Source organism: Xanthomonas sp. F10 (genome assembly GCF_014206815.1).
In the GTDB taxonomy this organism is placed as follows: domain Bacteria; phylum Pseudomonadota; class Gammaproteobacteria; order Xanthomonadales; family Xanthomonadaceae; genus Xanthomonas_A; species Xanthomonas_A indica.
Window position 1 is genome coordinate 955,208 of sequence record NZ_JACHNP010000002.1, and the last position, 22,336, is coordinate 977,543.

Annotated in this window: 19 protein-coding genes and 1 pseudogene; 5 read left to right on the top strand and 15 right to left on the bottom strand. The window is 64.6% G+C overall.

Annotation, left to right across the window (positions count from 1 at the left end):
- Positions 1 to 14: 14 nt before the first annotated feature.
- The 4 genes and pseudogenes from FHR56_RS15450 to FHR56_RS20680 all read left to right on the top strand — a co-directional run.
- Positions 15 to 614 (top strand): hypothetical protein, encoded by a 600-nt coding sequence (locus FHR56_RS15450; protein WP_237473102.1) that lies wholly within the window; start codon positions 15 to 17, stop codon positions 612 to 614.
- A gap of 70 nt (positions 615 to 684) precedes the next feature.
- The gene (locus FHR56_RS15455) at positions 685 to 1,248 is read left to right on the top strand and encodes a hypothetical protein (RefSeq protein ID WP_160946482.1); all 564 of its coding nucleotides are present in this window, start codon (positions 685 to 687) and stop codon (positions 1,246 to 1,248) included.
- A 373-nt stretch (positions 1,249 to 1,621) separates the two neighbouring features.
- Complete coding sequence (locus tag FHR56_RS15460; RefSeq protein ID WP_160946481.1) at positions 1,622 to 1,948, top strand: RebB family R body protein; 327 nt, start codon at positions 1,622 to 1,624, stop codon at positions 1,946 to 1,948.
- An 80-nt stretch (positions 1,949 to 2,028) separates the two neighbouring features.
- Positions 2,029 to 2,172, top strand: a pseudogene (locus FHR56_RS20680) (RebB family R body protein); the annotation flags it as partial.
- 329 nt (positions 2,173 to 2,501) lie between these two features.
- Here FHR56_RS20680 and FHR56_RS15470 read toward each other — a convergent pair.
- Positions 2,502 to 2,888, bottom strand: coding sequence for a helix-turn-helix domain-containing protein (locus FHR56_RS15470; RefSeq protein ID WP_019797807.1), 387 nt, complete (start codon positions 2,886 to 2,888; stop codon positions 2,502 to 2,504).
- Between the two features lie 151 nt (positions 2,889 to 3,039).
- On the opposite strand from FHR56_RS15470, the gene FHR56_RS15475 reads away from it, so the two are divergent.
- A complete protein-coding gene (locus FHR56_RS15475) occupies positions 3,040 to 4,047 on the top strand; it encodes an NAD(P)-dependent alcohol dehydrogenase (protein WP_160946480.1) in 1,008 nt (335 codons plus the stop codon).
- Positions 4,048 to 4,271: 224 nt separating this feature from the next.
- Here FHR56_RS15475 and FHR56_RS15480 read toward each other — a convergent pair whose 3' ends face one another.
- From FHR56_RS15480 to FHR56_RS15545, 14 genes are all read right to left on the bottom strand, one after another.
- The gene (locus tag FHR56_RS15480) at positions 4,272 to 4,727 is read right to left on the bottom strand and encodes a hypothetical protein (RefSeq protein ID WP_160946479.1); all 456 of its coding nucleotides are present in this window, start codon (positions 4,725 to 4,727) and stop codon (positions 4,272 to 4,274) included.
- Between the two features lie 247 nt (positions 4,728 to 4,974).
- Complete coding sequence (locus tag FHR56_RS15485) at positions 4,975 to 5,262, bottom strand: SymE family type I addiction module toxin (protein WP_343160746.1); 288 nt, start codon at positions 5,260 to 5,262, stop codon at positions 4,975 to 4,977.
- Positions 5,263 to 5,950: 688 nt separating this feature from the next.
- Positions 5,951 to 6,370, bottom strand: coding sequence for a hypothetical protein (locus FHR56_RS15490; RefSeq protein ID WP_160946478.1), 420 nt, complete (start codon positions 6,368 to 6,370; stop codon positions 5,951 to 5,953).
- Between the two features lie 254 nt (positions 6,371 to 6,624).
- Entirely contained in the window at positions 6,625 to 7,440 is an 816-nt protein-coding gene (locus tag FHR56_RS15495; protein ID WP_160946477.1) for a hypothetical protein, read from the bottom strand.
- 465 nt (positions 7,441 to 7,905) lie between these two features.
- Positions 7,906 to 8,499, bottom strand: coding sequence for a hypothetical protein (locus FHR56_RS15500; protein ID WP_160946476.1), 594 nt, complete (start codon positions 8,497 to 8,499; stop codon positions 7,906 to 7,908).
- Between the two features lie 56 nt (positions 8,500 to 8,555).
- The gene (locus FHR56_RS15505) at positions 8,556 to 9,362 is read right to left on the bottom strand and encodes a hypothetical protein (RefSeq protein WP_160946475.1); all 807 of its coding nucleotides are present in this window, start codon (positions 9,360 to 9,362) and stop codon (positions 8,556 to 8,558) included.
- 69 nt (positions 9,363 to 9,431) lie between these two features.
- Entirely contained in the window at positions 9,432 to 9,920 is a 489-nt protein-coding gene (locus FHR56_RS15510; RefSeq protein ID WP_160946474.1) for a hypothetical protein, read from the bottom strand.
- A 399-nt stretch (positions 9,921 to 10,319) separates the two neighbouring features.
- The gene (locus FHR56_RS15515; protein WP_160946473.1) at positions 10,320 to 12,164 is read right to left on the bottom strand and encodes a beta-galactosidase family protein; all 1,845 of its coding nucleotides are present in this window, start codon (positions 12,162 to 12,164) and stop codon (positions 10,320 to 10,322) included.
- 118 nt (positions 12,165 to 12,282) lie between these two features.
- Positions 12,283 to 14,625, bottom strand: a complete 2,343-nt coding sequence (locus FHR56_RS15520; protein ID WP_160946472.1) for a GH92 family glycosyl hydrolase — start codon at positions 14,623 to 14,625, stop codon at positions 12,283 to 12,285.
- Between the two features lie 114 nt (positions 14,626 to 14,739).
- Complete coding sequence (locus FHR56_RS15525; RefSeq protein WP_160946471.1) at positions 14,740 to 16,179, bottom strand: glycoside hydrolase family 125 protein; 1,440 nt, start codon at positions 16,177 to 16,179, stop codon at positions 14,740 to 14,742.
- Between the two features lie 170 nt (positions 16,180 to 16,349).
- On the bottom strand, positions 16,350 to 17,792 hold the full coding sequence (locus tag FHR56_RS15530) for a 6-phospho-beta-glucosidase (protein ID WP_160946470.1): 1,443 nt from the start codon (positions 17,790 to 17,792) through the stop codon (positions 16,350 to 16,352).
- Positions 17,767 to 18,702: a carbohydrate kinase family protein gene (locus FHR56_RS15535; protein ID WP_160946469.1), complete on the bottom strand. Its 936-nt coding sequence runs from the start codon at positions 18,700 to 18,702 to the stop codon at positions 17,767 to 17,769. The genes FHR56_RS15530 and FHR56_RS15535 overlap by 26 nt, the downstream gene beginning before the upstream one ends.
- Positions 18,699 to 20,069 (bottom strand): APC family permease, encoded by a 1,371-nt coding sequence (locus FHR56_RS15540; protein ID WP_160946468.1) that lies wholly within the window; start codon positions 20,067 to 20,069, stop codon positions 18,699 to 18,701. The genes FHR56_RS15535 and FHR56_RS15540 overlap by 4 nt, the downstream gene beginning before the upstream one ends.
- A complete protein-coding gene (locus tag FHR56_RS15545; RefSeq protein ID WP_160946467.1) occupies positions 20,066 to 21,985 on the bottom strand; it encodes a beta-galactosidase in 1,920 nt (639 codons plus the stop codon). Before FHR56_RS15545 ends, FHR56_RS15540 begins: the two co-directional genes overlap by 4 nt.
- Positions 21,986 to 22,336: the final 351 nt, after the last annotated feature.

The following is a 22,336-nucleotide window of genomic DNA, read 5'->3' on the forward strand; positions in this document are numbered from 1 at the left end:
CTCAGCAGCGAACCATGACAGTTCCCAACGGCACCAATGCACAGATCACCGAAGCGGCGACGGTGTCCACCGGACCTTCTGCCACGACACCGGTTGCAACGGCGACCGATCGCGACGCCGTCGGCGAGCGGGCCGGCGCGGCAGCCGCCGCATCGCCGCCCGTGTCGCCAACGCCGCCATCCATGCTGAAGACACTCGATGCACACCTGCTCGCGCGCCCCGAGGTGGCAGGGTTGGCCCGCGACGCGCTCGACAGCAAGATCGCGCGGCGCGTACAGCGCAGCAATGCCGAAACCATGGCGTATGCACCGACGCAGGTTGAGGTCGGCTCGAACATGCTGATCAGACAGGCGCCAGGCCTGGTTGCGCAATCGGCGGCGGTCTATTTCGACGGCGTCAGCAAGACGGCGCTGGCCAGCCAGAGCGTGCTGCTCAAAAACCTGGCCGAGAACAGGATGGAGCAGGCCGCCGAGGGTGCGCTGGGCGTGCTGGCCACCGACATGCTGGTGGGGGCCGCCGCGGCGGTCGCGGCCGCTGCTGGCGCGCTGGAGGCCGAGTCCGCGACTTCGCCATCGACAAGATCGACCAGCGCATCGCCAAGTAGGCGGACATGATGCGCGGCCGCAAGTCCGCGTCCACCTAGGCCGTTCGCACCACCGGTTTCACCACACGCAGGGGAGCACCATGCAAGCCAACCAAACATCCGATTTCGCTACGCTGCGCCAGCTCACCGAGAGCTGGTTGGGTCGCCCGCTACTCCCTCTCGAGGAGGAGCAACTGCGGCGCTTCGCGTCAGAATCGTCCGCACCCCCGGTAGCGCCTGCCGCCGAAACGGCCGGTGCGTCGCCGTCGCTGATCGATGCCGAGCGCGAGCGCGTGAAAGGCTTGATCCAGCAGATGCAGCAGACGATGCAGAACAGCAGGGACGCGCTGGACGGTGCCACCGCGGCCAGCGAAGCGGCGGTGCTCAAGGCGGTCCAGTCGGCCAATTCGCTAGACCAGTTACGACCGGGCCAATTGCGTCCGCCGCAGAGCGGCGAGGGCGGCAGCAGCCACCTGGTGATGGCGCAGATCGCCGATCGCCTGGCCAAACTCGCGCAGGCCGAAGTGCGCGCCTGCTTCGATCGCGAGTTCGCGACCCTGGCCCAGCAGATGCAGGCGGTGGTCGAGGCGGCGCGTGCGCAGGGGCTCATCGCGGATGCGCCGGCCGCGGAGCCGGGAGCGCCATCGCCGCCTCCCGCTGCCTGAGCCTGTGTGTGTTTTCACAGGCATGGTGTGCTTTGCGGCGTGCGCCAAGGCCTTGCGCCACGGCGCGCGATGCACATGGCTGCGTGCCATCAGCGATCCAGCCTGGCGCCACGTCGCGGACAGTAGCTCGTTCGTCTGCCGTGTTGGTGGATCGCATTGCTTGGCAGCGGATGCCGCCAGGGGATACACCCCGCAGCGGTAGCAATACGCATCGGCTGCTGTCGCGGCGCATCGTGGCCGATGTTCCTTCGTCGCGTCCATATCGCGACGAGGTTGGCGAGTCAAACGCCGCACATGGTTCCACAGTTTTTGCACTGCCCCGTTTTCAGAGATCGTACGGCGTGAGCCGTACCCCCAACCCAGGAGCGACTACATGGCATTTCCCACTGCGGTCAACGACCAGATCACCGATGCGGTCACCCAGTCCAACGTGAAGGTCGTCGGTGAGGCACCGGCCTTGGCGATGGCGTCGATTTACCAGAGCATGGCGCACTCGACGGGTATCCTGTTCGGGAACGCGGTCTCCGCGCAGCAGCAACAGAACACCTTGGCGCAGGCCGTGGCCAACCAGGGCGTCATGCAGATCTACAGCCTCGACTCGACCGCCGCCGCCGGCGCCACCGAGAAGGTCGCGCAGACCGGCGTGTCCGACAACCTCACCAGCCTGCTGACCGTGCTCAACGCGTTCAAGCAGCCGTAAGCCATGCACGCGAACGCCGTCGCAAGACGGCGGTAGCGATGCAGTCTCCTTCCTGCTGTGGACCGTTCTAGGGCCTATCCACTGCAGTCAATAACCAGGTCACCGACGCCGTCACCCTGTCCAACGCCAAGGGCATTGGCGAAGCGCCGGTACAGGCGATGACGTCCCTCGACAAGAGCTTGGCGCATTCGGTAGGCACGCTATTCGAGAATGCTGTGGGAGCGGCGTCAGCCGCAACGGGCAATCCCGCTAACGCGCGTCGCGGGGGGAGCCGTTCCTCAGACTTGCGGTGCATTGGTCAAGCCCACTGTGGGAGGGACTTCAGTCCCGACGCCTTCCAAGGTCGGGTAATCGGAAGACCTTGTTGATCGCAGCGCATAAGCGTTGATGCCTGCAAGTAGGCGTCCCTTCGCGATTGAAGGCTCACTAGCGTCGTCGGACCTTGCATCTACAGCGGTGTCGCTCTCGACCATCGAAGTTCCGCGACGCCACGGCGTGCTTCCTGCCACGCTGACGTCGCCTCGTGATGCGCGGGCCGCTTTTCTTGCCTTAATCAAGTAGCCGTCGCGACACCAGCCACGCATTCCGGCGCGTCGGCCGGCGCGCGCGACAGTTCGCTGCTGCGATACGACTCGCCCCATTCGCGCAGGCTGATCAGCACCGGCGCGAGGGATGCGCCGAGCGGCGTCAGCGCATATTCGACCTTGGGCGGCACCTGCGGGTAGACGTGCCGCACGATGACGCCGTCCTCCTCGAGTTCGCGCAACTGCAGGGTCAGCATGCGCTGCGTGGCATTGGGAACCAGGCGCGTCAGTTCCATGAAGCGCTTCTTGCCGGAGAGCAGGTGGAACAGGATCACCGGCTTCCAGACCCCGCCGATCACCGAAAGCGTGACCTCGACCGCGCAGCCGCTCTTGCCATCCAGACGTTTCAGACGCATGGTCGTTGTACCTACAAAATTGATAGTACCTGCGAAAATTGTACGTTCTTGCGATGCAGGAAGTGCATCCCGACAATGCCTGCAACGCGGTCGCGCTGCAACTGCTGCAGCGCTGCCTCCTCGCCACCTTTCCGCTAAGGATGTCGTGCTCATGAAAGCCATCACCCTGCGCCAGCCCGCTGGCCTCGAGAACCTCCGCCTCGTCGATCTGCCCGATCCCGGCCAGCCGGGCGCCGGCGAACTCCGCGTGCGCGTGCATGCCAGCTCGCTCAACTTCCACGACCTGGGCGTGGTGACCGGGCGCATGCCCAGCGCCGACGGCCGCATCCCGATGTCCGACGGCGCCGGCGTGGTCGAGGCGGTGGGCGAGGGCGTGGACGAGTTCGCCGTGGGCGACGCCGTCGTCTCGACCTTCTTCCCGACCTGGCTGGATGGCGGCCCGACCATCGCCGATTTCGCCACCGTGCCCGGCGATGGCGTCGACGGCTATGCACGCGAATACGTCGTTCGTCCTGCGCACTGGTTCACGCACGCACCGCGCGGCTACAGCCACGCCGAGGCGGCGACGTTGACGACCGCGGGGCTCACCGCATGGCGCGCACTGGTGGTGGACGCGCACCTGAAGGCCGGCGACACCGTGCTGGTGCTCGGCACCGGTGGCGTGTCGATCTTCGCGCTGCAGTTCGCCAAGCACATGGGCGCCAGCGTGATCGCCACCTCGTCCTCCGACGAGAAGCTCACGCGTGCGCAGGCGCTGGGCGCCGATTTCACCATCAACTACCGCCGCGATACCGACTGGGCGGCCAAGGTGCTCGACTACACCAACGGCCGCGGCGTCGACGTGGTGATCGAAGTGGGCGGCCCCGACACCCTGGGGCAATCCATCCAGGCCTGCCGCATCGGCGGCCACATCGCCCTGATCGGCGTGCTGACCGGCATTGCCGGCCAGGTGCCGACGGTGGCGCTGATGCAACGCCACCAGACCCTGCAGGGCCTGATCGTCGGCAGCCGCAGCCACCAGCGCGACATGGTCCGCGCCCTCGACGCAACCGGCATCAAACCGGTGGTCGACCAGACCTTCGCGCTGGCAGACATCGCCGATGCGTTTGCGCATCAGTCGGCGGGGAAGCATTTCGGGAAGCTGTGCTTGTCGATCTGACGGAGATGCCCGAGCGATCGGTGCTGTTATACCGACCGCGGCAGCTGTTGGAGCAATTCGAACGGCGACCGGCCGCTTCATTGGTAGGCAGCCACGGAGGTAGTGCCGATGGTCTGGGCTGACAGGTTGCCCATCCAGGCTAAAATTTCAGCAAAGAAAACGGGCCTTTAGGCCCGTTTTTCTTGTTCGCAGATACTTGCCGCAGATGTCGACCTACGCTTAGCTCAAGCCCCTTCGGAGCCGCAGGCTTTCCTAGCGTACTTGTAGTCGACCAACACCCAAGTGCCTCCGTTCGAGCCAGAAACGAACTTGTAGCTCCACGACTGGGAGACGCCACCACTGCAGTTCGAGACCGAATACGTGTCTCCGGGCTGTCCGGGTGGTAGCGGGCCCGGCGGGCCATCCCCAGGCGACTGCGGGCGTACACGACCGTCCGTTGTACGGGTATATGTGACGGTAACGTCCTGCAGCTTATCGAACTCCCCGATCAGATGCCCGTTTACATACTGAGCATGCTGCCGAAGCCAAGCCACAACCGCCTGCTGCTCAGGAGACTTGTCGGCATAGGTTGCCGTGGTCGTGATGATGAATGGCGACGAGGGGGCAGCGCCGGCGAAAAGCGGGGCAACGAGAAGCTGAGCCGCGAATACGACTTTCAGCAGGTTCTTTGCGAGGTTCATGGTGATCTTCCATGGCGGATAGGCGCTTACACCAACACGCTATTCCCATCCCTAACCAGCCACAACATCTGGCGACATTTGTCTACCAGATAAGCCGTTCAGCTAGACCAGAGCGAGATCTCAGCCCTGGACTAACGGGGTCAGGTTCCGTTGAGTGGATGTTTTGCGGGGCTGTATGCGGGCCTAATACTTATTAAGTACCTTGTCTTCGCTTGGATCTTGTAACTGGTCAGCTCTACTCGGGAAGTCAATCTGACCCCGTTTCTCTGGCCACGCTCACCACCAGTTCGCCGTCGCGTACCTGCACGCGCAGGGTGCTGCCGATGGTGAAGCCCAGTTCTTCCATCCAGCGGCCGCCCAGGCGCAGCGCGGGCGTGCGCTTGCCATTGGCGGAGTGGCCGCAGCCGACGGTGCACTGCTGTGGCGGGCGTGGGCGGCGGGCGCGCGCGAGGCGCGGGCAAGATCGGCGGCGTTGGCGGCGGCGACCTGTTCGGGCGTCAGCATGGGGATGGGCGACGACTCGACGATCGTCCACTGCGGGCAGTGGCGATGCTTGTGCGACTTTCGCTTGCAGGGAGCGGCGGGGTGGGGTGACGGTTGACGCATGGCACAGCCTCCTTGGCAGACAGGAACCCGCGCCGAATGGCGACGGGATGTCGGGAGGTTAGAAACCGCAGAGAGCCGGCGGGCTTATTTCCCCGAAGGGTGTTGTATTCACCGCCCTCCCGACGCAGACAGCGCGTCGGAGTGTGCCTGCGAACAGGCACAAAAAACCCACCGGTTTGACGGAGGTGGGTGCCGCTCTCTGAGGAGTTTCTACGCTCCTTGGGAGGAATGGTGCTACTGGTTTTGGGGGGTGTCAACTGGTATGGACTGTGGCGCGAAGATGCGCTTTGTAGTGAAACTGACCCCGTTTCTATGCCATTGCAACTTGCAATGAGGCGTGAGGTTCTAGGTGTGCTCGTGGCCGGCTATGAATGCGACTGCGGGGTAATTAATGGCATTAGCCTTCCGTTTTATATCTGTTTCCAATTGCCTTAATTGGGCCGACGGGCGACATGTGTTTGGCTAGTGCATTTATTGCGTCCACACGTGACCTGTAATGTCCGCCAAAGTGGATTTGTCCATTTTCGATCACGTAAGAGCGGACTGTCCCATCTGGATGATTTCTGATCTGATCAATTCCCATTTTAAAGGCATCAGTAACAAGGTCATTGCAGGACTCAATCTCTTCTATGTCGCGACCAATAGATATAACAAGTATTGTACTTTTTGTCGAATTTGTTCTTTGCAGAAATTGCGGTAGAATAATATTTTTCGCTTTTTGATTTATCAAGAAATTCTTTAATGGCCTTCTTGGCGCGCGGTCTTATTATTGATTGATAAACTTCGTCAAGCAATTTTTCGGCTGCCCATCCGCTAATGAATACAGCTACTGTTGCCACGCCGCCAAGGTCAGTGACAAAAGCTTGAAGGTTTGAGTGAGGTTTTATTTCGAAATGGTCGTCAATGTCAGATGGAGGAAAATACCTTGCTGCCTCCTCCATCTGCTCAGATAGAGGGATTGCGACGGATCTTACGAAATTACCTTGGCCCATAACCAAAATTGACGCGTCTATGGAAATGTGGTGATCTTTTTGCATGATGGTCTTCTGTCCATTATTTTAGGCAAAAATCACTAGCGGGGTCAGGTGCACTTATCAGTCGATTTGGATGCCTCACGTGGGCAATGTGAGCGAATAACGGGTTCAGGTTGACTTATCAAATGAGTTGGATCCTTTACGCGGGTGGCACGCAGGCGTATGCCTGCGAAGCACCGATTATTGGCTTGGACCTTGCGTTTCATTTAGGAAGTCAACCTGACCCCGTTCCCGGACGTCGTTCCCGCACGAGTTGTTTAGGCGGCACCTTCGCCCGCCTGTACCTCTGGGAACGCGAGTTGTGGGCTACGCCTGCTTTCGAGCTCTGCACTATGCCAATGCTGATGAAGTTCGTTCTCTAGCCAGTCGGTAACCTGCAAACAGGCTTCGTACGCCTCCAAGAAATACTGAGTATCAACGGGGAGATACGCACCCGGCTTGACTCGGGCATGCGACGAAGCCTTCCTGACGTAGATGTCGTTTGCGATGCCGCGATTGTGTACGTGGATGTCCCTTGTGGCCTTCACTTCCACGTACTTGTGAAATGCTGGAGACGCTAGAAGATTGACGCCAATAAGGCCATCTACTGCCTCGGCGAACTCGACTGGTGATTTGTAGGACAACTCATTAGCGAGTGCGTCTGTGGCTTTCAAGTGTACCTCTTGGAGTGAAGATGCTTCGAGGACCGCTTGAACAAGAATAGTCCGCTTTGCCCCGAGCTTTTGCGGGTATCGCACCACCACGGCACGCAATACGTCGCCGAGCATTGACTCCATAATAGTGACTAGCTGCATTACGCCATTTATTCCGAGCTGCGTATAGGTCAGGAAGTTGTACCGCTCAAGAAGCTCCTGCTTAGAGTATGTGCGTGCGAACGGCACTACTGTTCGGTCAGCGTTGTACCCTATTGGATAGGAGATCTCGACTTCGGTAGACGAATTATCGCTAACGGAGTTTGCTGCGTAAGCCAGTGCAAGGTGGGTTAGCTGTGCCAGTTCACCTTGCACAAAGAGGGAGTGGCAAGCAGTCCTCATAATTCGGTTGAGCTCGTCGCCGAGATTAACGGTTTCCATACGGCCTCCTGTGCCGCCTAAAATCTGAGTAAGCCGCACCGCGAAGCGGCGTCGGTGCTAGTTCGCTGGTTGATCGGCTACCCGATCCCATGCTTGACGGGCCGGGCGGGGCAGCTAACGATCTCTAAGCCGCTGAATTGACTGCCATACTCCCATACGAGCACGCTCACTTTCGCCTGAGGGCGTTTCGGCGATTGCATCGGCCACAAGCTCGGCGATCTCGCCCTTGGCACATGTGCAAAATCCACCAAGGCGAAGTCGTAGTTATAGCGGCCAACGACTTGGAGGTTGGTCAGCATTGCGGAAGACAGCATTTAGACATCATCCACTGGTGGAGCACTACCAAGCACTCGACGATGGCGCGCTTTGCGTTGGAAATTGGCCTTATAGCGAGCGGAGCTTTTTTCATACGGCCTAGCGCTTGAATTAAGTCGCGCTGCGAAGCGCGTGGGCTTGAATAAATTGTTAGGTTCCAGCACGGTAACCCTGAACAAACCTGACAGCGTTGCGTGTAATGATGTAGATCCGATCCCCACGCCCGTTATGGTCTAGGCGAAGTAGCTCGAACTCAAGCAAAGTATTGAGGTCGTCCTCGATAAATCGTGGGTCCGAATATGCCAGATTACCGCTGCCACCTTCGAGGATGTGGAGCACAAGCTCTCCGTCAATGTAACGAGAGGTTAAGACCTTACTTGCGCCGGAATCTACAAATTGCTCGATAAGCGACAGTGCTTGATCTGATAGCTCAGCACCTGGGTAGACTGCGAGTGCAATGTCTCTGAAGCCGTTGAACCCAGTTGCAAGCTGCGCGAGTGACGCATCTAAGCTCTGGAGGCGAGCGATCAACTCTTCTCGACCTTCGTTCAGAAGTGTCTTGATGCTAGTAGCCGTCGTGTTGCTTCGTGTGATTAGCGCCACCAACTCTTGGTGATTGTTCTTGATTAGCCACTCCATGAATTCCTCGTAGTTGGCGGACGCAGCGTTGCGTCTCTCAGCTGAGAAATTTCCGATAAGGCCGACAATTGTGGCGAAAGCTGTGGCTGTGCTGAGTGGGTCCATGGCACCTAACGCCTGAACTAACCGAGCCGCGAAGCGGCTTCGGCTTGAATGAATGTTTAGACACGACGGTCCAGCACCGTCTCAAGAAGTGGTAGCTCTTCTTCTGTGATCCACAACTCGAGAGTGTCCTCATTTCTCTCGATTTCACTGTCTAAAAACTGGTTGTGGTACATGGCTGCCCACAGGTACTTGCCAGTCTCTCCATCTAGTTCCGAGGTGGACTTTATGTTGCCAAGGATGTTCGTCTTATGCTGCTTCAGAAAAAAGTGGCCGCCTATGTGGGGGTCGTCTATATTGTTAAGCGTTACTCGAAGGTAATCAATGAAGTGAATTCCATCGCTACCCCTCTTTAGCTCTCTAGCAATATAGCCAATCTCATCATCAAGATCATTGTGAGAGGAGTATAGTCTTTTGTCTATCTTCATTGCGTCGAAGATTTTTCGATCTACAACTATTCTGGGATAATTTGCGATCTTTGATTCCAAATCATACGCTCTGATGAAGCCTGGGCCGAAGATGTTGCCACTCTCGTATGAGATATCGCCAATGGTGACGCCGCCGCGAATGTAGATGTTGTTGTTGGCAAGTTCGCCTTGCATCATTCCAATATCAAGGAGCTCATGAAAAAGTGTCCCGTAGCCTCCATCTTCATTCGTCTTCGAATCCAGTGGGCGTATTCTTATTATCGAATCTGAGAACTGAATGACTCTTGCGTTGAACTCTTCGCCGGAGTCATCTCCTTCCGAGAACTGCCTCATGGTTTTCAATGCGGTACTGATTTCATCACAATTGCGGGAGCCAACGATTTGCCTAAATCCAAGTATGTCGATGAATGAGATCAGCGCTTTTCTATATGCGGCCAAGATATAGTTCCCCTTGTCTAACGCTTAAATTAAGCCGCGCCGCGAAGCGGCGTCTGCTTGAACGAATGGTTAGGTTGCTCCAGGCGGCAGCCCAGAATCATGATCTATTGACGCCTTGTATCCGAACTCCAGGCCGCGAGGCTGGATGCCCTTCACTCTGGCGCGCTCAGCGGCGAGAAAGAATATCATCCAAGTCGCTGCCTCCAGGAATTGCTCTTGTAGTGACGGCTCGCCGCGCTTCTCGAGCCATTTTGGACTGCGGGAGAAAATTCCGTGTGACTGAGTCAAAGCGAGGACGCGTGCCTTAGCGCTCGGCTCTTCAAACGTAAAGCCTTTAGGTCGGTGCGCGACGTCATTGCGAATCTTGCGAATCAAATGCAAGTCACGACAGAACTGATGGCTGATGAGTCCGAGCCTAAAGCTACCGTCAATCTTCGAACTGAAGGAGCCGAAAGGAGATGTTGGGCCATCAAAAAGCGAGTCTGATGACGAAGGATTCGGTAAGAGAAAGCCAAGCATTAGCTCACTCAGAGCTTCCTCCAGCAGCGCGCTTGACACAAGCACGATCCCTCGAGGTGATTCTCCCCGTAGCTCAGACTGCAGGCGCGCCACTGCGTCAAAGTCTGGTCCAGGTTCTGGGGCCTTCATGAGCAGTTTAACCACTATTCGGCGACAAAATGGTGTGTAAAACAGGTATGTAGCGCGGCCATGTCACTGCCTTTCGGAGTGGCACGCATCCGAAACTCAATCTTTCGCCATTGTCGTTGTCGCATAATCCCTGCGTCTAACCCCACGCCATTCCCCAGCGCATCCCCGCACTAGGCCAACGCTACCACTTGTTGATGTGTGTCACAAGTTGAAGGCCGCTAGGCGGAACCGCCAGCGGCCTTAATTTGTAGACAAGTTGTTTGGCGCCGCTCCGTCCATAGTTATCGGGCGTCGCTTTATTCAGACAACTCAATCCGCGGGCGCACTCCAAACCTGCCCCTTAACCCCACGCACACTCGCCTCCGCCACAGCATCCAAATCAAACACAATCACACTGTTCTCGCCCTTCCGCTGCCAAGGCGCCGGAAAATACAGCGCCCGCTGCGGCCCGATATCCCAGTGCCTTCCCAGGTTATGGCCGTTGGCCCAGGCGAAACCTTTGCCGAAGGCCTGCATGTCCAGGAACGTATCGGCAGGCGTGCCGATCTTCAGCGTGCCGCGGTGGAAGGCGGGGCCGTCGACCTTGGCGGTGGTCCAGCCGGTGAGATTGCTCGAGTCGTCCATCGGCAGGGGGAAGGTCTGCCAGCCGGTGAGGGGCTTGCCGTCGAGCAGCACGGGGTCGACCAGGCCGGCGTGGCCGTCGGGGAGGTGGGCGCCGTAGTTGATGCGGCCGGTGTTCTCCACCAGCACGTCGAGGGTGTGGGCGCCGGCGGGGATGTCCACGTCCACCGCCACTTGCTGCAGGCGGCGCTCGGCGCTGCCTGCCAGCTTCCGGTCGACGTAGACGCGGGCGTAGTCGCGCACGTCGCCCAGGTACAGGCTGCCCTTGCGCGGGCCGGTGACGGTGGTGCGGTAGAGGATGTAGCCGTAGGCCTGGCCGTAGCGCTCCATCGGCTGCGGGGTGTCGGTGGTGGCGGCCGGGGCGGGCAGGTTGTCCCAGAGCGAGGCGGATTCGCGCAGCGGCGTGGCCGGCAGTTCGGTGAAGCGGATCGGTGCGGGCAGGGCTGGTGGGGTGGTGCCGGTGACGCGCTGGATGGCGTCGCGGAACAGGGTGAACTTGGGGGTGGGGCGGCCGGCTTCGTCGAGCACGGCGTCGTAGTCGTAGCTGGTGGTCTGCGGGGCGTAGTGGTCGCTGGGGTTCTTCTGAAAGTTGGCGCCATTCATGAAGCCGAAACTGGTGCCGCCGACGAACATGTAGAGGTTGGCGGAGTGGCCCTGGCGCAGGATCCATTCGAATTCGCTGGCCTGCTTGACGGCATCGGTGGCCGCGTGCTTCTCGCCCCATTGGTCGAACCAGCCGGCCCAGTATTCGCCGACCATCTGCGGTTGCCCGGGGCGGAACTTGGCCAGGGTCTGGAAGGCGTTCTTGGCGTCGCCGGGGGCGAAGTTCACCACGGCCAGGGTGTCGGCCAGGGTGCCGTTAGCGAGCACGTCGGGGCCGTCGGCGGTGAACAGCAACGCCTTGTCGAAGCCGGCCTGGACGAACATGGCGCGGTTGCGGCGCATGTAGGCGTGGTCGTCGCCGTAGGAGCCGTATTCGTTCTCCACCTGCACGGCGACGATCGGGCCGCCGTTGCCGTTGAGCCGCGGCTTGACCTGGGCGGCGAGGGCGTCGAGGTAGGCCTGGCTGGCGGCGAGGAAGCGCGGGTCCTGGCTGCGCACGCGCATGCCGGGTTCGGCGAACAGCCAGGCGGGATAGCCGCCGGCTTCCCACTCGGCGCACACGTACGGGCCGGGGCGCAGGATCACGTTGAGGCCTTGCGCGGCGGCTTCGTCGACGAAGGCGGCGATGTCGTTGTTGCCGCTGAAGTCGAACTGGCCCGGCCGCGGTTCCACCAGGTTCCAGAACACGTAGGTCTCCACCGTGTTCAGGCCCATCGCGCGCGCTTTCTGCAGGCGATCTTTCCAATAAGCGCGCGGGATGCGCTGGAAGTGGATGGCGCCGGAAATGACCTGGTACGGCTTGCCGTCGCGGATGAAGTGATCGCCCTGGGTGGCGAAGGCGGGCCAGGCGGTGGCGTGTGTCGGCTGCGCGGCTGCCGGGAGCGACAGCAGGAGCGACAGGGCAAGGGCGGACAGGGAGCGACGCAGCATGTGGGGGTTTCTTCCGGGAGCGAGTTCGGGCTTTACCTGTAGGAGCGGCTTCAGCCGCGACCGGGGGTTGCGGGGAAGGCCCGGTCGCGGCTGAAGCCGCTCCTACGAGACGCGAGGATCAGCTAAAGGATGGCGGCAGATCGTCCTTGCCCGCGCCGAACGCCGTATTGGGTTTGGGACCCATCTCCAGCTCCAGCGTGCCGCCGGCGGCGAGGTCGGCGTGGCGCAGCCAGCTGCGGGTATACGGCTTGCCGTTCCAGCGGGCGCTCTGGATGTAGACGTTGGCCGGGCTGTTGCCGTGGGCGACGATGCGCAGGGTGCGGCCGTTGCCCACGTCGAGTTCGGCGCGCTTGAACAGCGGGCTGCCCAGCACGTAGTTGGCGCTGACCGGGTCCACCGCGTACAGGCCCAGTGCGCTGAGCACGAACCAGGCGCTCATCTGCCCGCAGTCCTCGTTGCCGGACAGGCCGTTGCGCGCGTCGTGGTACTGCTCGCGCAGCAGCCGCCGCACCATCGCCTGGGTCTTGTACGGCTGCCCGGCGTAGGCGTAGAGGTAGGCGACGTGGTGGCTGGGTTCGTTGCCGTGCGCGTACTGGCCGACCATGCCGTCGATGTCCGGCGGCGCGTCCGCCGGCAGTTCGGAGCTGGTGGTGAACAGTTCGTCGAGCTTGGCGACGAAGTGGTCGCGGCCGCCGAACAGGTCCATGTAGCCGTACAGGTCGTGCTGGTTGAGGAAGGTGGCCTGCCAGGCGTTGGACTCGGTGAAGTCGCGCCACTGCGCGCTGTGGCCCATCGCGCGCGGATCGAACGGGGTGGCCCACTGGCCGTCGCTCAACCGCGGCTGCACGAAGCGGCTTTCGCGGTTGAACACGTTGCGGTACTGGCGCGAGCGTTCGCGCAGGTGCTTGGCGTCGTCGTCGGCGCCGACCGCCTGCGCCAGGTGCGCCACCGCCCAGTCGTCGTAGGCGAATTCCAGGGTGCGGCTGACCGATTCGTCGACCTTGTCGCAGGGGATGTAGCCCATCTTCCGGTACAGCGCCAGGCCGTGCACGTCGTCGTCCATCGCACGCTTGCGCCAGGCTGGGTAGGCGGCTTTCCAGTCGATGCCGGTGAAGCCCTTGGCATGCGCCTCGGCCAGCACCACGGCGGAGTGGTAGCCGATCATGCAGTCGGTCTCCACTCCCTGCAGCGGCCAGATGGCGACGCCTTGCGGGGATTCGTGGGCGCCGCGCACCAGGCACTGCACCAGGTCGGGCACGCGTTCTGGCTGCACCAGGGTCAGCAAGGGATGCAGGGCGCGGTAGGTGTCCCACAGCGAGTAGGTGCTGTAGTTGTGGTAGCCGGCCGGCGCCTGGTGCACCTGCAGGTCCATGCCGCGGTAGCGGCCGTCGGTGTCGCTGAACAGGGTCGGCGCGATCAGGCTGTGGTACAGCGCGGTGTAGAAGATGCGGCGCTGCGCCTCGTCGTCGCTGTCGATGCGCACGCGCCCCAGTTCCTTTTCCCATTCGGCCACGGCGGCGGCATGCACGCGGGCGAAGTCGAAGTCGGGCAGTTCCGCGTCGAGGTTGGCCAGGGCGTTCTCGGCGCTGACCGCGGAAATGCCGACCTTGACCAGCAGCGGCGCCTGCGCGGCGTCGGGGTAGTGCAGGGCCAGTTTCAAGCGGTTGCCGTCGGCGCTGCGCGCGCCCGCGGCCAGCGGCTGGTCGTCGGCATACAGCTGCGCGCTGGCGAACGGCCGCGACAGGCGCATGGCGAAGTAGATGTAGCGGCCCTTGGCCCACTGGTAGACGCGGCGGCCGCCGGTGACGGTCTGCGCGTCGAGCAGACGCAGGCTGGCGTCCTCGACGCGGGTGGGGATGTCGGGCTTGTCCTGCATGCCGTGACACAGGTCCAGCAGCAGGTGCGCGGGCTTGCCCTTGGGGAAGTGGTAGCGGTGCAGGCCGGCGCGCGCGGTGGCGGTGAGCTCGGCATGCACGCCGCTGTCCTTCAGGCGCACGCGGTAGTAGCCGGGCGAGGCGGCCTCGTCGGCGTGGTCGAAGCGCGAGCGGTAGCCGGCGTCGGGGTCGTCGAGCGGGCCGGGCTGCAGTTTCACCTCGCCCACGGCCGGCACCACCAGGAAATCGAGCATGTCGCCGACGCCGGTGCCGGACAGGTGGGTGTGCGAGAAGCCCATGATCGAGCCGTTGTCGGCGTGATAGCCGGAGCAGGCGTCCCAGTCGGCATTGGAGGTGTCCGGGCTCAGCTGCACCATGCCGAACGGCAGCGTGGCGCCGGGGAAGGTGTGGCCGTGGCCGCCGGTGCCGATGAACACGTCGACGTTGCGGGTAAGCTCGGCCTTGGCGCGCGCGTCGGCCGGCAGCGCGTAGCTGCCGGCGCGTGCCTGCGCCAGGCGCGCGATGCCGCTGCTGCCGAACAGGGCCAGGGCGATGGCGCCCTGCAGGAAACCGCGTCGTGTGGCCATGGTGCTGTCCTCGGGGGTGTGCGGCGGTGCGGTGGGGGTTCGGTTTTTTTGTAGGAGCGGCTTCAGCCGCGATGGGGCGTTACCGAGAACGCCCGGTCGCGGCTGAAGCCGCTCCTACGAGAGCAGGTGCGGCTTGCGCTGATGCAGGTCGATGATCAGCTCGCCGAACAAGGTGTTGGCCCAGGCGAACCAGGGGCGGGTGAAGGTGCTCGGGTTGTCCTTGTCGAAGGCTTCGTGCATGAAGCCGCTGCCGGCATCGGTGGTCTTGAGCCACTGCAGGCACTGGCGGATCTGCGCGTCGTCGTCGCTGGCCAGGGCGTACTGCATCAGCGACATCGGCCAGATCGTGCCCAGGCCGCTGTGCGGGCTGCCCACGCCCTCGGCGGCGCGGCCGCGATAGAAGTACGGGTTGCGCTCGCTCCAGGCCAGTTGCCGCGTGCGCAGGAACAGCGGATCGCGGCGATCGCAGCAGCCCAGGTAGGCCAGGCTCAGCAGGCCGGGGGCGTTGGCGTCGTCGATGAACAACTGGTTGCCGTAGCCGTCGACCTCGTACGCCCAGAACGGCTGGCCGTCGGCGTCGCGCATCTGCCCGAACTGACGGGTGGCGGTCTCGACTTGGTCGGCCAGGGCGCGGCATTCGCCGGCGAAGGCGGTGTCGTGGTGCAGCGCCTCGCTCATCGTCGCCAGTTGCCGCAGCGAGGTCACCGCGAACAGGTTGGCGGGGACGAACAGCGGGTACAGGCAGGCGTCGTCGGACGGGCGGAACATCGAGTGGATCATGCCGTTGGGCCGGGTCGGCTGCCCGTAGCCGTCCAGCACCAGGGTTTCGGTGGCCAGCGGCGAGGGTCGCTGGAAACTGTACGGGCCGCGGCCGTGCAGGCGCTGCTGTTCGCGAAAGGTGCGCACCACCACGTGCATGGCCTCGCGCCAGTCGTCGTCGAACGGTGCGGCGTCGCCGCTGGCACGCCAGTACTCGTGCGCCAGGCGGATCGGGTAGCACAGCGAATCCACTTCCCATTTGCGCTCGCCGACGCCGGGCTTCATCTCGGTGATGTCGGCCACCGACCACTTCAGGCGCTGGCTGGTGCCGTCGGGCAGGAACGCGTTGGCGTAGGGGTCCAGGCGGATGCAGGCGGCCTGGCGCTGGATCAGCCCGTGGTACATGCGCCGCAGCGCCGGGTCGCGCCTGGCCAGCGGCACGTAGGGATGCACCTGCGCGGAGGAATCGCGCAGCCACATCGCCTCGATGTCGCCGGTGATGACGAAGGTGTCCGGCTTGCCGTTGCGGGTGCCGGTTTCGACCGTGGTGTCGAGGGTGTTGGGGTAGCAGTTCTCGAACAGCCAGGCCAGGCGCGGATCGGCGATGCCGGCCTTGACCGTGCGCAACTGGCGCTCGACCGCGGCGCTGACGAAGCGGCGCTTGCCCGGTGGGGGCCGCTTGCTGGGCAGCGCGGAGGACGCTGAGGCCGCCGCGGCGGCTGGCAAGGTCCCGCTCAACAGCGCGGCGCCGGCGCTGGCGCCGAGGAAGTGGAGGATGTCGCGGCGGGTGGGCATGGCCTGGAACGCTCCGTGGAATCGACGAACGCTCCCCGCGCGCGGCCGGCACCAAGAGGCGCCGGCCGCGGCCGGGAGGGCAGGTTGATGGTACCTATAACGGACCAATTTGCGACGACCTTACAACGTGTGGCCGTCCGATGCATCCTGCGACCGCACACGCTGCCGGCTCAGTGGTGGTGGTGCGCGCCATGCCAGTGCATCGGTCCCGAGCACACGCAGTCGCCGTCGTCGTCGCCGTTGCCGGCATGGCCGAACAAGGCCTCCAGCAGCCGCCGCGATGGGCTCCACTCGCCGATGGCCGGGTGGATCAGCATCGCCTTGCAGGCCTCCAGGTGGCTGCCGCTGAGCGCGGCGTCGATGGCGGCGTGTTCGTAGGCCTTGACCGTGCGCACCAGGCCCTGGATCGCCTCGGGCATCGGCCGTGCCGGCAGTGGGGTGATGCGGTCGCGCTCGATGGTGGAGGAGATCTCGACGATGTCGTCGTCGGCCAGTTCCGGCATGCAGCCCTGGTTGCGCACGTTGACCACGTGCCGCCCCGGCAGCGCGCCGGTCAGCGCGCTCATCACGTCCACGGCGATGCGGTGGTAGCCGGTGCTGGCGCGGAACGGGTCCGGCTGCGGCGCGAGGTCGTCGGCGAAGGCCGAGCCGGCTTCGGCCTCCAGCCGCATGTACGAGCCGGAGCGCTGCTGCAGGTAGGCGGCGTAGGTCTGCACCGCGCCGCTGCCGTCGCCGGCGTTGAGGCGGCTGCGCAGGTCGGCGATCAGGGTGTGGTTGAGCCGTTCGATCTCACTGCCGCGGCTGGCGCCGCTGGCGCGCTGGTTCTCCAGGGCGCGACTACGCTCGTAGTAGAAGTAAAGGTACTCGGTGGGGATCAGCCGCAGCGTGCGCAGCATGTCGAAGTCGAACAGCGGCGCCAGGTACAGCTGGCGCAGGATCGCATCGTCGGCCAGGATGCGGTCGAGCACGTCCTCGCCGCGCACGCGCACCGCGCGGATCCAGCCCAGGTGGTTGAGGCCGACGTATTCGCAGTCCACGTCCGCGGGCGGCTCGCCGAGCGCACGGGCGATGTTGTGGAACAGCTCCACCGGCGTGTCGCAGATGCCGACCACGCGCGCGCGGGTGTGGCGGCTGATGGCCTGGGTGATCAGCCCGGCCGGGTTGGTGAAGCTGACCAGCCAGGCATCGGGACTGAGCCGCTCCACCATCCGCGCCTGCTCGATCGCCACCGGCACCGTGCGCAGCGCCTTGGCGACGCCGCCGGGGCCGGTGGTCTCCTGCCCGGCGTAGCCGTGGCGGATGATGGTGTGCTCGTCGGTGGCGCGCTGATGGATGCCGCCGATGCGGATGCTGTTGAGCACAAAGTGCGCGCCGTCGATCGCCGCTTCCGCCGAACTGGCGGCGTTGACCTGCAGGTCGCCACCGAACTCGGCGACCACCGCGCGGCCCAGCGCGACCATCAACGCCAGCCGATCCTGGTCCGGATCGTAGAGCACGATCTCGCGCGCGCCGAGCGCTTCGGCGGCATCGTTGACGCCGTACACCACCAGCGGCGCGCGCACGCCGCCACCACCGATCAGGGCGAGTTTACGGTTGGGAAAGGAACTGCTCATGGAGACTCCTGAGACGTGGGGGATCGGGAAGGCCGTCGAGCGCGCCGAGCGCGGTGCAGCAGGCGGCGCCGCACAGGCAGCCGCGCTGCGCGCAGGCATCGAGGGCGGCGTGGTCGAGCAGCGCATCGATGAAGCCGGCATCGAAGGCGTCGCCGGCGCCGGTGGTGTCCTGCACGGCGACCGTGGGCGCGGCGACCCGCCACGCGCCGGTGGCATCCACCACGCAGGCGCCGGCGCCGCCGAGCTTGATCGTCACCTGCGCCAGGCCCAGCGCCTGCGCCCAGGCGGCACAGGACGCGGCGTCGTCGCCGGCGCAGCCGGCCAGGGCCGCTTCCTTCTGGTTGGGCAGGAAATGATCGACCGCGCGGCAGGTGGCGTGGTTGTCCGGATCGGCCAGCCAGGCTGGGTTGAAGCCGACGTCCAGCGAGGTACTGCAGCCGGCCGCGCGCAACGCCGGCAGCAACGTGCGCGCCAGCGTTGCCGGCAACGGCAGGGCGAAGTGCACGTGGCGCGCGGCGCACATGGCCTCCAGCGCGGCCGCGCTGCGCAGCAGCGGCTCCAGCGCGGCATTGGCGCCGGGGTAGGTGAAGAACGAGCGGTCGTCGTGCAGCGACACGCTGGCGGTGACGCCGGTGCCGGCGGGGTGGTCGACCAGGCCCTCGGTGCCGACGCCGAAGGCGCCCAGGCGCTGCGCGAACCAGGCGCGGTCGCCGGCGCCGATCGCGCCGATCAGCGTGACCTTGCGGCCCAGCCGCGCCAGCCCGCAGGCGGTGTTGACGGTGCCGCCGCCGAGATCGCGGTGGTAGTGCCGCGCCATCGCTTCCTCGCCCGGCCCGGGCCAGGCGGTGAAGCCGCTGAAGATGTGGTCGAGATAGACCTCGCCGACCACCGCGACGTCATGCGTTTTCATTGATGGAAGGGCCATGCTGCCTCGCGTTTGGCCTGGATGAGATAGAGCGCGGTGCCTGCGCACAGCGCCAGCACCGCCGCCAGCAGCCGCGGCAGCGGGCTGGTGGCCAGCAACGCCAGCCAGCCGCCGACGCTGATCAGCAGCGGCCACGGATACAGCGGCATGGCGAAGCGGGCGCGGCGTCGCGGCTGCCGCCGCAGCAGCACCACCGCCAGGCATTGCGCCAGGAACTGGAACAGGATCTGGATGATCATCAGCGTGGCGATCAGGTCGTCCAGCGACAGCGGACAGGCCAGCGCCGAAGTGATGCCGACGAACAGCAGCGACACGGTGGGAAAACGCCCGCGCGGATGCAGCCGCGCGAACACGCCGAAGAACTGGCCGGACGCGGCCGCGGCATACGGCACCCGCGAATAGCCCAGCAGCACCACCAGCGCCGAGCCCCAACTGGCGAGCACGATCAGCGCCACCGCGACGGTGCTGCCCACCGGGCCATAGATGGCCTGCATGAAGTCGGCCACCACGGCCTTTGACTGCGCGGCCTGCTGCCACGGCAGCACGCCGAGCAGGGTCACGTTCAAGCCCAGGTACAGCACTGCCACGATCGGGATCGACCACAGCACCGCACGCGGAATCGTGCGGCGCGGCTTGCGGATCTCGCCGCCGAGCATGCACACGTTGTTGTAGCCGCCGTAGTCGTATACCGCGATCAGCGCCACCGCGCCGAAGCCCAGCCAGAAGCCGTGCGGCGAGGCCGGCCGCGCCTGCAGGAACTCGCGCGCCAGCGCCATGTCGAAATGCAGCGCGCCGCTGAGCACGATCCACACGCAGGCGGCGATCACCACCGCGCTGACCAGCAGCGACAGCAACTGCACCGAGCGCACCTGCCGGTACAGCAGCGCGGTGTTGAACAGGCACAGCGCCATGGCGATGCCGGTGAGCGCGGTGTGGCTCAGTCCCGGCATCAGGTAGGCCAGGTACTGCGCGCAGCCGACCGCCGCCGCGGCCACCGACAGCGGTGCGGTCAGCAGCGTCTGCCACAGGTACAGGAAGCCGAACAGGCGCCCGGCGCGGTCGCGGCCGTAGGCTTCGCGCAGGTAGTGGTAGGGTCCGCCCGAGCGCGGGATCGCCGAGCCCAGTTCGGCCCACACCAGGCCGTCGCACAGGCACAGCAGCGCGCCGACCACCCAGCCCAGCAGCACCGCCGGCCCGGCCAGCGCCGACAGCGCCAGCGGGATGGTGATGAACGGGCCGATCCCGATCATGTTGAGCAGGTTGGCCGACAGCGCGCTCCAGAATCCCAGCGTGCGCGGCGGCGCGCCCTGGTCTGCGGCGGAGGACGCGACGGGGGCGGCGAGCGACGTCATGTGCATGCGCGATCCTGCGGGGAGGGAAGGGGAGCTGAGGCCTGCGTTGCAGGTGTGGGTACCAGGCCGTCGGCGCAGCGCAGCAGGCCCGGCTGCAGGCGATGCAGATCCAGGATCAGCACCTGGTTGGCGCCGGCGCGCAGCCAGGCGCCCGGGCAATACAGGCATTGCTGCGGGCCGATGTCCCAATAGCGCCCGAGCAGGCGCCCGTTGACCCACAGATAGCCCTTGCGCCAGTCGCGCATGTCCAGGTGCACGTCGCCGGGCTGGTCCAGGGTGAACGTGGTAGCGAAGAACAGGCCCGGGCGTTGCGGTGATGTCTGCAGCGGGCGCAGCGACGGGGTCGGGTCCGCGTCCAGCGCCAGCCCGCGCACCTCCCAACCGTGCAGGTCCTGCCCATCGAGCCGCACCGGACCGAGCAGCCCCTTGCGATCGCCCAACGCCGGGCCGAAGTTGATGTGGCCGAAGCTGTCGACCAGCACCTCCAGATCGCGCGTGTCCTGCTCTGCATCCGGCAAGCGCAGTTGCAGCGCGCTGTGCAGGCGCGGATGCCGCATCCGCGACACGTGGTCCAGCTCGCGGCCGTCCAGATGCACCACCGCGTAGTCGTGGACTTGCCCCAGATGCAGCGCCTGGCCCGCCCCAATCCGCCGCCGATACAGCACCAGGCCCTGGTCCTGGCCGAGCAGGCGTTGGTTGTCGATGGGGGTGTCGGTTTGCAGCGCGGGACCGAGGTTGTCCCATAGCGCGGCCACGGGCGTGGCCTGCACCGCGTCGAAGCGCGCGCGGCGCGGTGCGGCCGGCACCGGTAGCGCCGGCGTGTCCTCCTGCGCGGCGATGATCTTGCGCAGGGCGAAATACGCAGGCGTGGCGCGGCCGGCCTCGTCGATCGGCGCGCCGTAGTCGTAGCTGGTCAGCGCCGGCTGGAACTGCGAGCCGTCGTCCTCGGCGTTGGCCCCGGCGCTGAGGCCGAAGTTGGTGCCGCCGTGCACCACGTACAGATTGAACGAATAGCCGGCGGCGGCGATGCGGCGCAGCAGCGGCGCGTAGTCGCGGCGAGCGAACTGCGGCTCGCCCCAGTGCGTGAGCCAGCCCGGGTAGCCCTCGGACACCCACACCGGCGCCTGCCCGGCGAAGGCCGTGGCCGCCTGCAGATCGTGCAGATCGGGACCATCGAGCCCCAGCGCGGCGCCGGGCAGCATCGCCTGGCGCCGCCGCAGATCCTTGAGCCCTTCGGCCAGCGAGAACGGTCCGTCGACCCCATGCGAACGCCACAGCGCGGCCAGCGCCTGCAGATAGCCGACGTCGCTGCCGTGCATCGAGTACTCGTTCTCGATCTGCAGCATCAGCACCGGCCCGCCGGCACTGGCCATCAGCGGCGCGATGCGCGGCGCGATCGCCCCGATGTAGCGTTCCACCGCCGCCATGTAGCGTGCGTCGTGGCGGTCGCGCAGGCGGATGTTCGCTTCGCGCAGCAGATACGGCGGCAACCCGCCCAGCGTCCACTCCGCGCACACATACGGACCCGGGCGCAGATACACCCATAGCCCCTCCTGCTGGCACAGCCGGATGAACCCGACGAAATCGCGCTCGCCGCTGTCCAGATCGAACTGCCCCGGCGCCGTTTCCAGCGCATTCCACATCAGGTACAGCGCGATGGTATTCAGCCCCATCGCCTTGGTCATGCGGATGCGATGCAGCCAATCCGCCTTCGCGATCCGCAGCGGATGCAGCTCCCCACTCCGGATCTGCCAGGGCTGCCCATCCAGCGTGAAGCGGCCCTGTGCGAAACCGAAGGTGTGTGGTTTGCCATCGGGGATGGGAGCTAGCCTTGGTGCAGCTGCGCGCAACACCGGCATCGCGGCCAACCCCAACGGCGCCAGCAAACCGAATCGGCAGAACGCGCGGCGCTTCATTGTGGGCTCCAGCCGGAGCATTGCTGTTGCTGTTGCTCTTCAGCTTTTGCTTTTCCCGGGTCCCCTCCGCAGCGGCGGAGCTGGCGGGCAGAACCCCCCGCAGGGGGGCGGCGCACAAGGATGTGCGCTGTTTTCGGCCGGGGCAGGGCTCGCCGGGAAAAGGCGAAGCACTGCTTCGCCCCGGCGGGCGGGCTGGCGCCGTGAGGCGACTGCCCCGGACTTGGCTGCGAAGCAGACAAGCCCCGTCCGAAAATCCCGTCAGCGGAGCGGACCCGCGCAGCGGGCGCGAAGGCGGGGTGTGCTTGATCAGCCATTCGGCTGCTGTAAAGCGGCTTCTTTTGGTTACTTTTC

What these genes read in the sequence shown, in the direction of transcription:
- FHR56_RS15495 (WP_160946477.1), bottom strand. Translation starts at nt 7,440, where the DNA reads ATGGAAACCGTTAATCTCGGCGACGAGCTCAACCGAATTATGAGGACT.
- FHR56_RS15450 (WP_237473102.1), top strand. Translation starts at nt 15, where the DNA reads ATGACAGTTCCCAACGGCACCAATGCACAGATCACCGAAGCGGCGACG.
- FHR56_RS15545 (WP_160946467.1), bottom strand. Translation starts at nt 21,985, where the DNA reads ATGAAGCGCCGCGCGTTCTGCCGATTCGGTTTGCTGGCGCCGTTGGGG.
- FHR56_RS15520 (WP_160946472.1), bottom strand. Translation starts at nt 14,625, where the DNA reads ATGGCCACACGACGCGGTTTCCTGCAGGGCGCCATCGCCCTGGCCCTG.
- FHR56_RS15480 (WP_160946479.1), bottom strand. Translation starts at nt 4,727, where the DNA reads ATGAACCTCGCAAAGAACCTGCTGAAAGTCGTATTCGCGGCTCAGCTT.
- FHR56_RS15530 (WP_160946470.1), bottom strand. Translation starts at nt 17,792, where the DNA reads ATGAGCAGTTCCTTTCCCAACCGTAAACTCGCCCTGATCGGTGGTGGC.
- FHR56_RS15515 (WP_160946473.1), bottom strand. Translation starts at nt 12,164, where the DNA reads ATGCTGCGTCGCTCCCTGTCCGCCCTTGCCCTGTCGCTCCTGCTGTCG.
- FHR56_RS15475 (WP_160946480.1), top strand. Translation starts at nt 3,040, where the DNA reads ATGAAAGCCATCACCCTGCGCCAGCCCGCTGGCCTCGAGAACCTCCGC.
- FHR56_RS15455 (WP_160946482.1), top strand. Translation starts at nt 685, where the DNA reads ATGCAAGCCAACCAAACATCCGATTTCGCTACGCTGCGCCAGCTCACC.
- FHR56_RS15490 (WP_160946478.1), bottom strand. Translation starts at nt 6,370, where the DNA reads ATGCAAAAAGATCACCACATTTCCATAGACGCGTCAATTTTGGTTATG.
- FHR56_RS15470 (WP_019797807.1), bottom strand. Translation starts at nt 2,888, where the DNA reads ATGCGTCTGAAACGTCTGGATGGCAAGAGCGGCTGCGCGGTCGAGGTC.
- FHR56_RS15460 (WP_160946481.1), top strand. Translation starts at nt 1,622, where the DNA reads ATGGCATTTCCCACTGCGGTCAACGACCAGATCACCGATGCGGTCACC.
- FHR56_RS15525 (WP_160946471.1), bottom strand. Translation starts at nt 16,179, where the DNA reads ATGCCCACCCGCCGCGACATCCTCCACTTCCTCGGCGCCAGCGCCGGC.
- FHR56_RS15500 (WP_160946476.1), bottom strand. Translation starts at nt 8,499, where the DNA reads ATGGACCCACTCAGCACAGCCACAGCTTTCGCCACAATTGTCGGCCTT.
- FHR56_RS15535 (WP_160946469.1), bottom strand. Translation starts at nt 18,702, where the DNA reads ATGAAAACGCATGACGTCGCGGTGGTCGGCGAGGTCTATCTCGACCAC.
- FHR56_RS15540 (WP_160946468.1), bottom strand. Translation starts at nt 20,069, where the DNA reads ATGACGTCGCTCGCCGCCCCCGTCGCGTCCTCCGCCGCAGACCAGGGC.